Annotated in this window: 10 protein-coding genes; all 10 read right to left on the reverse strand. The window is 37.2% G+C overall.

The genetic code is table 11. From position 1 onward, the window contains the following. Positions 1-4: 4 nt before the first annotated feature. The 10 genes from ftsZ to rsmH all read right to left on the reverse strand — a co-directional run bounded on the left by ftsZ (position 5) and on the right by rsmH (position 12,334). The gene (gene ftsZ / locus ACQV2X_RS04240) at positions 5-1,327 is read right to left on the reverse strand and encodes a cell division protein FtsZ (RefSeq protein ID WP_428873873.1); all 1,323 of its coding nucleotides are present in this window, start codon (positions 1,325-1,327) and stop codon (positions 5-7) included. A gap of 30 nt (positions 1,328-1,357) precedes the next feature. Then, positions 1,358-2,935 (reverse strand): cell division protein FtsA, encoded by a 1,578-nt coding sequence (gene ftsA, locus ACQV2X_RS04245; protein WP_428873872.1) that lies wholly within the window; start codon positions 2,933-2,935, stop codon positions 1,358-1,360. A gap of 132 nt (positions 2,936-3,067) precedes the next feature. Next, positions 3,068-4,222 (reverse strand): cell division protein FtsQ/DivIB, encoded by a 1,155-nt coding sequence (locus ACQV2X_RS04250; protein WP_428894268.1) that lies wholly within the window; start codon positions 4,220-4,222, stop codon positions 3,068-3,070. A 27-nt stretch (positions 4,223-4,249) separates the two neighbouring features. Beyond that, positions 4,250-5,362, reverse strand: coding sequence for an undecaprenyldiphospho-muramoylpentapeptide beta-N-acetylglucosaminyltransferase (gene murG / locus ACQV2X_RS04255; protein WP_428873870.1), 1,113 nt, complete (start codon positions 5,360-5,362; stop codon positions 4,250-4,252). An 11-nt stretch (positions 5,363-5,373) separates the two neighbouring features. After that, positions 5,374-6,732: a UDP-N-acetylmuramoyl-L-alanine--D-glutamate ligase gene (murD, locus tag ACQV2X_RS04260; protein WP_428882102.1), complete on the reverse strand. Its 1,359-nt coding sequence runs from the start codon at positions 6,730-6,732 to the stop codon at positions 5,374-5,376. A 32-nt stretch (positions 6,733-6,764) separates the two neighbouring features. Next, positions 6,765-7,724, reverse strand: coding sequence for a phospho-N-acetylmuramoyl-pentapeptide-transferase (gene mraY, locus ACQV2X_RS04265; protein ID WP_428894269.1), 960 nt, complete (start codon positions 7,722-7,724; stop codon positions 6,765-6,767). Further along, positions 7,712-9,220 carry a UDP-N-acetylmuramoyl-L-alanyl-D-glutamate--2,6-diaminopimelate ligase gene (locus tag ACQV2X_RS04270; protein WP_428882100.1) on the reverse strand — a complete coding sequence of 503 codons (1,509 nt, stop codon included), beginning with the start codon at positions 9,218-9,220 and terminating at the stop codon, positions 7,712-7,714. Before ACQV2X_RS04270 ends, mraY begins: the two co-directional genes overlap by 13 nt. 15 nt (positions 9,221-9,235) lie before the next feature. Then, positions 9,236-10,933 carry a peptidoglycan D,D-transpeptidase FtsI family protein gene (locus ACQV2X_RS04275; RefSeq protein ID WP_428873866.1) on the reverse strand — a complete coding sequence of 566 codons (1,698 nt, stop codon included), beginning with the start codon at positions 10,931-10,933 and terminating at the stop codon, positions 9,236-9,238. Continuing rightward, entirely contained in the window at positions 10,926-11,369 is a 444-nt protein-coding gene (locus ACQV2X_RS04280; RefSeq protein ID WP_428894270.1) for a hypothetical protein, read from the reverse strand. Before ACQV2X_RS04280 ends, ACQV2X_RS04275 begins: the two co-directional genes overlap by 8 nt. A gap of 20 nt (positions 11,370-11,389) precedes the next feature. Further along, on the reverse strand, positions 11,390-12,334 hold the full coding sequence (gene rsmH, locus ACQV2X_RS04285; RefSeq protein WP_428873864.1) for a 16S rRNA (cytosine(1402)-N(4))-methyltransferase RsmH: 945 nt from the start codon (positions 12,332-12,334) through the stop codon (positions 11,390-11,392). Positions 12,335-12,338 lie beyond the last annotated feature (4 nt).

Genomic DNA, 12,338 nt, shown 5'->3' on the forward strand with positions numbered 1-12,338 from the left:
AAAATTAATGACGATTTCTTTTACGGAAGAAAGGAGGTGTTTCTAATTCGTCTTGCTCGTCAGATTCCGCTTGACGTACCTTACTTTCTGATTCCGATCTTTCAAAGGTTCTTTCAACCTTTTTTTCCTTAGGTTCAATATCTGCCACATCACGGGTAATTTGTTCGCGTTTAATATCCCAATCACTGAATAAATCACGTTCAGTCTCTTTTTGATTTGCTTGTTTTAAGTTGATTGAGCGGTCAGATGAATTCATCGATGGGGAACTTGATGCAGATGGGGTACTTTCGTTTGTCGAGAAAGTGTTGTTATGAGAGAAATTCGGACGGTTTTGACGCATTGCTTGTTGTTTATTGATGGTATTCTTTTCAGCATCAATTCCGGTAGCAATTACAGTAACAACCACCTCATCACCTAAGCTCTCATTAATTGAAGTACCAAAGATAATATTGACATCTTCGCTAGAAGCAGAAGAAATAATATCACTTGCATCTTGTGCTTCAAATAAGCTTAAGTCCGGTCCACCTGTTACATTCAGTAGAATTTGTTGAGCTCCATCAATTGAAACTTCTAATAATGGAGAAGAAATAGCTTTCTTAGTCGCTTCTGCTGTGCGGTTTTCCCCGGCAGCTGTACCAATTCCCATTAAAGCTGTTCCTTGATCCTTCATAACGGTTTTCACGTCTGCAAAGTCCAAGTTAATAAAACCAGGAGCGACAATCAAATCAGAAATCCCCTGAACACCTTGGCGTAAAACATTATCTGCTTCAGAGAAAGCTTCCATCATTGGTGTTTTTCGATCTACCACTTCTAGCAATCGATTGTTTGAGATGACTACTAAAGTGTCAACAGCTTCCTTGAGGTTTTGTAATCCTTCAGCAGCAAAGCGACCGCGCTTTGGACCTTCAAAAGTGAAAGGACGGGTTACGACTCCAACTGTCAAAGCACCTAATTCTTTTGCAATACGAGCGACAACAGGCGCAGCACCCGTTCCAGTTCCTCCACCCATTCCAGCAGTGACAAAAACAAGGTCTGACCCTTCAAGGACTTGTCGTAATTGCTCTTCTGATTCTTCAGCAGCTCTTAATCCTATTTCAGGAATCGAGCCAGCTCCTAAGCCTTTAGTAACTTTTGGACCTAATTGAATTTTAGTTTCTGCTTGAGAACTTTTTAAAGCCTGTGTGTCAGTGTTAGCGACGATGAATTCAACTCCTTGAACATCTTCGGAAATCATTCGGTTGACGGCATTGCCACCCGCTCCCCCTACACCAATAACTTTGATAACTGCTCCTTCAGGATTAACCGTTGGATCAAATGATAATTCCATTAATAAATTCCTCCTCTTGTGCTGTCTTAATTAGTCAAAAAACGTTTGAAAATATGCTCTTAATTTATTTACAAAACCACCCTCGTTAGTTGATGGGTTTTTAGTCGAAGCATCCATCCATTCTTCTTCAGAATATTGGTCTTCTGATGGATAATTATTATAAGATTGCGCTTGGCTATCGTTGTAGGCATAATAATCTGAGTGACTGGAATTATTTGAAAAAGCTTGACCATTAGGATGGGGTTGCGATAATGAAGGACTTTTAGGTTTTTGTCGAGCTTGACTTTGATTACTAAATCCTCCTTGAAGCCCTCCTCGTTGTCCGCCGCCATTACGAGCTTGATAATATGAGTTATCTGACTCACCATAAGGACGACCTTGGCCCCCGTCATACGGATTGGAAATTAGTGGACCAGCATCCCTAGCTGCAGCGTGCTGAACCCTTTGTGCTCGGAAAGTTGCCTGAGCGATTTGATGCACTTCGTCTAATTTTGACACATATTCAACCATCCCCATACTGGTCGTATAGACAGGGTTGCGCAGTCCCATTTGTTCTGGGATATATACACGAACTTGTGGCCCAAAGTACTTTTTGGCCAATTCTAATACGCCTGGTAAAGAAGAAGCGCCCCCAGTTAAGACAAAGCCTCCCGGTAAATCCAAAGCATCAACAGCTTCAAGATCCTCATGAATAGTTTCAAAAATTTGAACTAAGCGAGCTTCAATAATTTCAGATAAATAGCGCTCGTCTACACGAACAGGTTCTTTACGGCCGACTGTTTCAACCGGGAAATACTCTTCTGGTGAAGTTTGACTAGAAATGGCATAGCCGTATTCACGTTTTATGCGTTCAGCAGAATCTAGTGAAGTATTTAAAATAACCGATATGTCCTTAGTGACATAGTCTCCGCCTTCTTGATCTACAAAGGAATATTTCAATTGATTATCGTAAATAATTGAAGCTGAGGTTTGGCCGCCCCCCATATCAATAATCACTGTACCAAATTCTCGCTCATCTTGATTTAAAGCGGTGGTTGCAATTGCTTGAGGCTGAATAACAAACTCAGAAATTGAAAGACCTGCTTTTTCAACACACCGTCTAATATTATGAATAATGGTACGTGGCCCTGTCATTAACCGGGCATAAAGTTCTAAACGAACGCCAATCATTCCGCGAGGATCACGAATACCATTGAAACCATCAACAATGAACTCTTCTGGTAGAATGGCAATTACTTCTCGCTCAGGTGGAACAGAACGTACTTTTGCTGCCGAAATAACATTATCTACATCGCGCGAGGTTATTTCGCGGTTCTCACTTGCTACAGCTATCATGCCATGACAGTCATCAATAGCTAACTTGTTACTAGGCACCCCAACGACCACTTCATTAATTTTAACATTGGCTTTACGCTCTGCTTGCTCAATAGCTTTTTGAATCGAAAGAACTGTCTCATCGATATCGACAATAACTCCACGACTTAAGCCACGTGATTTTTCATTACCTACACCAATTATATTTACATGTCCGTTCATATACTCAGCAACAACAACTTTAATCGATGTTGTTCCGATATCTAAACTAACAATTATCTCTTGATTTCTCATCCAGGTGATGAACCCCCTTCATTTGCACAAAACATGAGTTTTTATCACATTATAGTACTTTTATATTAACACACCCATAAAGCCAATGAAATTAAAAGAAGTCCTTGTTATCAATTCGTAATCATACTTATCTTAATTATTATTAAGCTTGACTGAATTAGTTTCATTTGTCATAGGCGTAAAATAAGCTCCCACTTCAAGATCAATAATTCCTTTACGATTGTTGAGTTGTTCTAACATTTTAGGATAATAATTTATTTTTTCCACTACTGTTGAACTCACTGCTTTTATGAGATTACCATCCTTCATCTTGATTTCGATATATCCCTCTTTACCTGGTTTGGAAGAAGGTGTTATTTTCTCAACCCTTTCTAAAATGCTTGTGTCGAACTGATCTAAAGCAATAGCAAGTTGTTTAAGTGCTGTTTCTGAAAACTCCCCTTCAATTAGAGGAAGTTGAGCCATTTGTTCAGCAATTAATTGATTTTGAATAACAGCTTCATCTGAAGTATAACCTTTACTCATCAGCGCATAATTTTTACCATTGCTAGAGTAAATACCAACAATTTTTTGTTCTTTAACAATAATGTTTATTGCCTTCCAATCGTCGCGCTGAATACGAACATCCTCCAATAAAGGATTGTTAGTGAGTATATGGTCTTCAATTTCTTTGCGCCATTTTAAAATATCTTTTGCCTTATCCATCGAATGAATCTTAACTCCATTGAGAATTGACTCACTCTGAAGGATTTGATTGCCCGAAACACTTAGTGTATTAACATTATCATAAGGTAATATTTGCCATCCAGACCAAACCATTAAACTGTAAATAATTAAATAGAGAATAAAAATTTTTCTCTTTCCTTTAGGAAACCCTTTTAACAATACTTCTTTACTTGGTAATCTATCTAACCAATAACTAGGAGTGGGATTATGAGGGGTTATTCTTTGACCATCTTGTCTATTTTTAAAAACAAATGACTCTTGAGAATTAGCGTCTATACGATAATTTTGTGAAGACCTTACTCGATAATAAGGCTCATTCATCGAGCTATTGTAATAATCAAGCTGTTGACTATCTCGATAATCATTTAAGGAATATATATTGGATCGATTTAAACGCTCTTGATTAAACGAATGTTCAAAAGAAGTCGGAAGAATAGGTTTACCTTGAGAATCCAAACGATAATTCCCCATAGGGGCTGTTACTGGCTGATTATTTCTTTCTGAAATTGTCCTTTTATTCTGCCGATTCTGGTTCTTATCTGGTAACCGGTAATTAACCATCCCTATTCCTCCTCTCTTTTAAAATAGTTATACCATCTCGTTCATCATTTGAATGATTCGATCACTTGCATCCGTAATTCCCATGCTTTTAGCCGCCTGACCCATTACTTTTAAATCTTCAGGGGCCACCATTAATTGGCTAACTTCTTGATATAAAGACTGTCCACTAAGCTTTGACTCCTTTATCATAACAGCCGCCTTGTTATTTACTAAAGATAAGGCATTATGTTCTTGGTGATTATCTGTTACATAGGGACTAGGTATTAAAATACTTGGCAAGCCAAGAGCTGTTAACTCAGTTAAAGTTGTTGCTCCAGCTCGACAAACAACCAAATTAATAGCTTGAAAAACACTTGGCATATTATCGATATATGGAACGATTCGAACATTATTACTCTGATTAATTTCTTCAACCATCTCTTCATTCAGTTCTTGGAAGTGATTTTGTCCCGTTGCAATAATCACTTGATAATTAGCGCTTAACCATTTATCCAGCGACTCAATTCCTGCTTGATTAATAGCTGGTGCTCCACGAGAGCCTCCAAAAATTAAGACTGTCGGTTGATTATCTTTTAACTCAAATTGTTCAGACAAACAGTGAGGCATTGCCGGTGTCGATATCACTTCTTGCCCTCTAGGGTTTCCTGTTAAAACTACTTTATTTTGGTTTTTGCCAAATTGATGGCTCGCTTCTTCAAAACAAACAGCAATTTTATTAACAAAACGAGCTAAAAATTTATTCGTAATTCCTGCTACTGAATTTTGCTCATGAATAATAGTCGGAACTTTAAGCATACTGGCAGCTAATAAAACAGGTCCACACACATACCCACCTGTTCCAAGTACAATGTCCGGTTGGAAATCACGGATCATTTGCTTTGCCTTATGAGTAGAATGAAACATTTTAAAGATTAATTTTAAATTATCTATACTAATTGACCTTTTTAAACCTGTAATTTCGACTGCTTTAAAAGGTATTCCCGCTCGAGGAACAATTTTCGACTCCAATCCTCTTTGTGTTCCAATATAAAGCACTTCCACATCGGATCGTTCTTTCAATACTCGATACAAAGCTAATGCTGGATAAATGTGCCCTCCGGTTCCACCACCCGAAAGAACAATTCGTTTCACTTTATTCATTTCTTTCTCCTTTATTTTGATGCACTTTTAAAAGACTCGACCTGCTCGATAAACCGATCACCTCTAATTTCATAATTCTTAAATTGATCCCAAGAAGCACATGCTGGTGAAAACAAAACAATTTGTCCTTCTTTAGCATAAGCAAACGCTGCTTGACTCGCTTGGTCTAAATTTTCAAATAAATTGATTGTTTCGATTTTAGCTTGTCTAAAATCTTTTGCCATTTTTTCTCTCGATTCACCGTATAAAAAGGCTGCTTTCACTTTGTTTAAATAAGGTATTAAGTCCTGAAAATCATTTCCACGATCTAGACCCCCACCAATATAAATGATGTCTTGGTCAAAACTTTTAAGGGCTGTAATGGTTGCAGCCGTATTGGTTGCTTTGGAGTCATTATAAAATTCAATCCCCTTGATTGTACCCAGAGCTTGGATACGATGACGAATACCAGTAAAGTTTGCTAATTTTTCTTGAATAGCTGTATTATCTACCCCTTGAATTTTTGCAATAGCAATTGCGGCTAGCGCGTTTTCTAAATTATGCTGGCCAGGTAGATTAAACTGCTCGATTAAAGCGACTTCTTGACCTCGAAAATAAAAAGAATGATTTTTAATATAGGCACCCGCTTTTACTTGTTTGTGACGAGAAAACGGAACCTTTATCGCTGGAGAATGCTTCAACCATTCTTCAAGTTCAGCTTGATCGGCATTATAAATTAAATAATCTCTCTCGGTCATTTGCTGAATTAGTTTTAATTTTGCTGCAATATAGTCTTGCCTGGTTCCGTGGTAATCTAAATGTGCTGAATGAATATTGGTAAAAACCGCAATATGTGGATGAAATGAATGGATACCCATTAATTGGAAAGAAGATAGTTCCATTACGATTAAGTCCGTTTCATTTACTTCTTGAGCCACTTCAATTGACGGTACGCCCACGTTTCCTGCTAATTCAACTTTACCTTTCCATGAACCTTCTAGAAGATGGTGGGCTAAGCAAGTCGTGGTTGTTTTTCCATTAGAGCCTGTAATGCCAATAATAGGCGCTAGACTTTCACGATATGCTAGCTCAACATCCGTATAAATAGGTATCCCACGATGCTCAGCTTCTTGAATAAGCTCTAATGAATAAGGTATCCCAGGTGTCTTAACGATAAAGTCAATTCCTTCTAATATTTCGAGCGGGTGTCCCTTATCCACTACTCTAACTCCTGACTTTAATAGCAAATTAACCGACGGGTCCTGAGAAAGGTCCCCTCGGTCATTAAGCGTAATTTTTGCGTTTTCTTTTTGTAAGTAATTCACAACACTCTTGCCAGTTAGGGCATAACCCATAACTAGAATATGTTGGCCAGCGTATTTATTTGTCATTTGTTTTCACACTTTCTCGCTTATTATGCCTATTATAAAATGAAATAGAGTAAGCTAGCAAGTAATCCTACTGTCCAAAAAACAAGCACGACTAGCTCTTCAGACCAGCCAATCATTTCAAAGTGATGGTGAATGGGTGACATCTTAAAGATCCGCTTTCCTCTGGTCTTGAAAGAAGCAACTTGTAAGATAACAGATAAAGTTTCTATTACAAAAACCATGCCGATGATTAATAGGGACCATGGGTTGTTTAAAAGTATTGAAATAATTGCTAATCCTGCCCCTAAAGCTAGCGAACCCACATCCCCCATGAAAATTTGAGCAGGTTTGCGATTAAATATTAAAAAAGATAAAAGGCTTGCTGTAACAATTAAGCAAGCCATAGCAACGGATGCTTGCTCTAGGCGAATAGCCAACATAAAGTAGGCTCCATAGGCAATGATATTTAACCCTGTGGCTAAACCGTCTAATCCATCGGTTAAGTTAACAGCATTGGAAAAACCAGTAATCCAAAAGAAGGCAAAAGCTATTACAACTATTAAATAGTTAATTTCCAAAGAGAAAATAGGCAATACAAATCTTTTACCTAAAACATAACCCGCTAGAACGACGATACCAGAAAATAAAAGCTGTAATAGAAATTTTTGTTTAGCAGTTAGCCCTTCATTTTTACCGGTAAAAATAGATATAAAATCATCGGCAAACCCAATGCCACCAAAAAATAACCAAGTTAGCACAATCATCAAGAGATTGGCATCTAGTAGATTAAATAGCCAGCCAAACATCAAAGTAATCATTATAGATACTGCAATAAACACCGTTCCTCCCATAGTGGGAGTACCTGTTTTTACTTGGTGCCATGAAGGGCCTTCTTGCCGAATAGCTTGTCCCATTTTCTTATTTAAGAATATACGGATAAAAAGGGGCACTAAAGCCAGGGTTAAGAGGCCTGAACTAATAAAAGCCATTAATAACTGCATCATCTTTTCCATTTGTTTTCTAACTCCTCTTCTACAATCGCAACCTCATCATAAGGTATATAATCATCACCAATTACTTGATAAGCCTCTCCTCCCTTACCAGCAAAAAGAAGTGTATCATTAGCTTCGGCATGATTTACTAAATGATGAATGGCTTTTTTTCGATCTTCAATTAAATCATAAGGAACTTCTTGATGATCTCTTACCATTTCAGAAACAATCTTTTTAATGGGTTCATTTCGAGGATTATCTGCCGTAAATACAATATGATCCGCCCACTTAAATAAAATATCGCCCAAATCAGGTCGAGCAGCCGAATCTCTATTACCTCCGGAATGCCCAAACATTACTCTTAATTTTCCGTTTGAGGTTTCTTTTAATTCACTTAAGACATTTTCTAAAGCATCTGGTGTATGTGCAAAATCAATCACCACTCGATAATCTTGACCCTTATCAATAACTTGCATTCTTCCAGTGATACCTTTTAATCTAGGTGTCAAATCAACTATTTGTTCAGCTGAATAGCCATAATAAACTACCAGACACAAAAAGGCTGCTAAATAATTCATAACATTATAAGCACCAATCATCGATAAAGCAACTGGATAAGTTCTAGCTTGATAGTGAAGCTTGAATTTTTGTATTGAAGCTTCTGTCGTCAGCTCATCCACATAAACTGTGGCCTGAGGATCTTTCATACTATAAGTAATTACAACTGCCCCAGTAGCTCGACTCATTACATCTGCATAAGGATCATCTTGATTAATAATCGCTAGTCTTGGTTTTTGATGGTGAAAACTCTGTCCCAATTGTGCAAAGAGCAAACTCTTAGCATAAGCATAATTGTCCATAGTTTTATGAAAATCCAAGTGTTCTCGAGTTAGGTTAGTAAAAATTGCACAGTCCACATCGGTATACCAAAGACGGCCTAAGGACAAAGCGTGAGAAGAGGCCTCAATTATGATATCACTGCAACCCTCCTCGACCATCGACTTATAATACTTTTGTAAACTAACTGCTTCTGGCGTTGTATTAATAGCCGGAAGCAGACGCTCGCCAACTTTGTAATGCAGGGTGCCTATCACACCTGTCTTATGATTCAATAATTCTAAAAATTGAGAAATCAAATGTGTGGTGGTCGTTTTTCCGTTAGTCCCAGTAACCGCTACTAGAGGAAGCTGGCTAGATGGTTGACCGAAAAATTGATGAGATAGTATTGCTTGCGCTCGATAAGTTGAAGGGACTTTGACTAGCGTTATTTTTTTATTCAAAGCCTTTTCTATTTGTTTAGAAGAGAATTCTTCGGCTACTATCAGTGAAATGTTTTCTTTCATCAGCTGATCAATTACTGAATGGCCATCAAACCTTTCACCTTTTATAGCGATAAAGGCAGCATTTTCAGTGAGCTTTCGACTGTCATTGGTCAGATCGTATATTTCTTTATTAAGATCTAAATCACCTAAAAGTTCGTAGTTAATTAAAACTGATATTAGTTTATTTAATCGCATTTCATTTCCTTCTCTCTACTGCTTGATTAATATAGACTCTAACATTGGATGAAAAACTTCGGACAGCATCTGAGTTCCATAAATACCATAGTCATTTTGTGGCCTTTTAATAAATAAATATAACATGTATTTAGGTTCTTCAGCAGGAAAGAAACTGATGACTGAATAAAAATAGTCGTTTTGTCCCGTTAGATAGCCTGTTCCCTCTTCATTAGCAATTTGAGCCGTTCCGGTTTTTGCCGCCACTCTGACTATGTCAGATTTAAAAGGTCTTGAAGTCCCATTTTGATCCTCAACCGCTTTAGTCATCAAGTCAATAATATAGAAAGTTACTTCAGGTTCAATAACTTGCCCTAAGTTTTGTTTTTGATAGCTTTGTCCGCTTTTATCAATATGATCAATATATTGAATTTTCATCATTTGCCCTTTGTTAGCAACCGCACTATAAGCTTGTAAAAGTTGCATCGGTGTAGCTGAAAATGCTTGGCCAAAGCCAGACATTATTCGTGATGTAGGGTTAGTGAAATCGAGTGAACCCGGATTTTCATTCGCTAGTTTACTATTTGTGCTAACGCCAAAACCAAATTTTTTTAATTCTTCAGTCCAAACTTGGTCTCCCATACGATTCACTAATTCGACCATTGCCACATTTGAAGAGCGAATGAAGCCATCTTCAAATGAAATTTGTCCCCAACCGAATTGGTTATGGTCTCTTACTTCACGATCAAACACTTTTACCATACCCGATAAGAACGTTTCTCCCGGTTGATAAACACCCATTTCTTTTGCTTTAGCCATGGTCAAAATCTTAACAGTTGATCCTGGTTCGTTAGCTGTTTCAACTAACAAATTCTGCCAAAGAGAGTCGATTCCTTCTCTGGTATTTAAATTAAATGAAGGTCTTTGAGCTGAGGTTAATAATTTACCAGTTTCTAATTCAACCAAGTAAGCCCCCATTGACTCAGGTTGATATTTCTTAAAAATCTTATCTAGAATAGTCTCGGTCTGATTTTGGATACGACTATCTAAAGTTAAATAGATATCATTAGCCAATTGAAGGTCAGTTGAATTTTTGCTTGATTTCCCACTCGATAATATATCATCAAATGCCGCTTCAATACCCATGGCTCCAACTAAACTTGATTGAGAACCTTCTTGGTTACTTTCATTAACTTCTGCATAACCTATTAAGTGAGAGGCAAAGTAGTCATTGAAATAATAACGGCTCACCTGACTAGTGAAAAAGATTCCCGGTAAGTTTTCAGCTTCAATTGCTAATTTTGTCTGTGCTGATATGTTTTTAGAAGCTGAGCCAAACTCAACTTGATTGACATTATCACTATTTAATTGCGTCCATATTTTTTCTTTCGGCATATCGATATATTTAGCAAGAATGGTCGCCGTATAATCAATGTCTTTAACCGTTTCACCTTCTGCCCAATCAGCATCTAGAACAGCGTACATAGAATAAGAAGTAGTATCCATTGCAATAGGCTGACCAAACTGATCATAAATTGTGCCTCTTTTTGCTTTAGCAATACTACTTCTATTGTCTACTTGCATTTCTAGTTTAGTTAAATTAACACCATTTACTTGTTTGAATAAAGCTATTTGTGCCATTCGACCAATCATTACTAAACCGATTAAAATTACAATGATAGCTAAAAAAAACAAATTCATCCCTTGATTATTATTCGCATTATTATTAGTCATTTTGATCGATATCCTTTACGCGATCCATTTCTGCCTTCATACCGTTGGCTTCTGCTACAAGCTCAATATTTTTATACTTTAAGTTTTCAGCCTTTTCAACCATTAACATTTCTGTTTCTTTGACAAGCTCAGCCTCTTCCAACTGGATCTCTTGAATCCTTTGGTTAACCTGGTTGACTTGCCAATGAATATAAAGACTCGCAAAGCAACAGCTAACCATTATAAAAATACCTAGCAATGCTAAGTTTCGATTCGATATAATCGTTTGCCTTTTTGATCTCCTATCTTCATTATCAAACCAATCAGATTGATGGGAAAGTTCCCACTCTTCAATCTTTCGGACTGCTGAGCCATCAAACGTATTAGTAGATTGACCGACTAGCGATTGGGCTTGGTCTTTATTATAATAATTTCTTCTTTGATAACTTTCAGTCACAATCGCTATCCTCCTCAATACTACATACTAATTCTTTCAATAATTCTTAATTTTGCTGATCTTGAACGATTGTTATTCTTTAACTCTTCTTTTGAAGGTAGTATCGGTTTTCGATTAACTATTCGATAATCTGCTTGTTGATTACTTAAAACAGGTAAATTTCTAGGTGTTTCTGGTAAGGTAGATACTTGCTTAAACATTTGTTTAACCAATCGATCTTCTAAGGAATGGAAGGTAATAACTGCCATCCTGCCACCTACTTTTAACAGTTTTAACCCCTGTTCAATTGAACTTTCGACTGCGCCAAGCTCATCGTTAACAGCTATTCGAATGGCTTGAAAAGCTCGCTTAGCTGGATGTCCACCGGTCCGACGTGTCGCGGCAGGAATCGCTTCTTTAATAATCTCTGCTAATTGAGTAGTTGTTTCAATTGCTTGTTTTTTACGACTTTGTTCAATATTTCTTGCAATTCTTTTAGCAAATTTTTCTTCACCATACCGGAAGATAATACGCACCAAATCATTATAATCCCAAGTATTTACTACTTCATAAGCATCGAGCTCTTGCCTTTGGTCCATTCGCATATCTAGCCTTGCTTCTTGATGATAGGAGAACCCTCTTTCCGCAATATCTAATTGTGGTGAAGATACTCCCAAATCATAGTAAATCCCATCAATTAGGTGAATTGATTGCTCCGATAAGGCGACTTCTAAATCACGAAAATTTCTTTCAAAAAAAGTTATTTTTCCTTGGGATAATTGCTCTTTTAAAGTTACTTTAGCATTATTAATTGCCATAAGATCTTGGTCAAATGCCAATAATTTTCCACGGTCTGAAAGAAGGCTTAATAAGTATTGAGCATGTCCAGCGCCACCCAATGTACAATCAACATAAATTCCATTGGGATTCACTTCTAAACCATCAATTGTTTCCTTTAGTAAAACTGTTTCGTGCTCAAAGGACATATTG

Origin of the sequence: Facklamia sp. P12945 (genome assembly GCF_050409485.1) — a bacterium.
In the GTDB taxonomy this organism is placed as follows: Bacteria; Bacillota; Bacilli; order Lactobacillales; family Aerococcaceae; genus Facklamia.

Coding starts and splice junctions, on each gene's coding strand:
- ftsZ (WP_428873873.1), bottom strand. CDS start 1,327: ATGGAATTATCATTTGATCCAACGGTTAATCCTGAAGGAGCAGTTATC.
- rsmH (WP_428873864.1), bottom strand. CDS start 12,334: ATGTCCTTTGAGCACGAAACAGTTTTACTAAAGGAAACAATTGATGGT.
- murG (WP_428873870.1), bottom strand. CDS start 5,362: ATGAATAAAGTGAAACGAATTGTTCTTTCGGGTGGTGGAACCGGAGGG.
- murD (WP_428882102.1), bottom strand. CDS start 6,732: ATGACAAATAAATACGCTGGCCAACATATTCTAGTTATGGGTTATGCC.
- ACQV2X_RS04270 (WP_428882100.1), bottom strand. CDS start 9,220: ATGCGATTAAATAAACTAATATCAGTTTTAATTAACTACGAACTTTTA.
- mraY (WP_428894269.1), bottom strand. CDS start 7,724: ATGGAAAAGATGATGCAGTTATTAATGGCTTTTATTAGTTCAGGCCTC.
- ftsA (WP_428873872.1), bottom strand. CDS start 2,935: ATGAGAAATCAAGAGATAATTGTTAGTTTAGATATCGGAACAACATCG.
- ACQV2X_RS04275 (WP_428873866.1), bottom strand. CDS start 10,933: ATGACTAATAATAATGCGAATAATAATCAAGGGATGAATTTGTTTTTT.
- ACQV2X_RS04250 (WP_428894268.1), bottom strand. CDS start 4,222: ATGGTTAATTACCGGTTACCAGATAAGAACCAGAATCGGCAGAATAAA.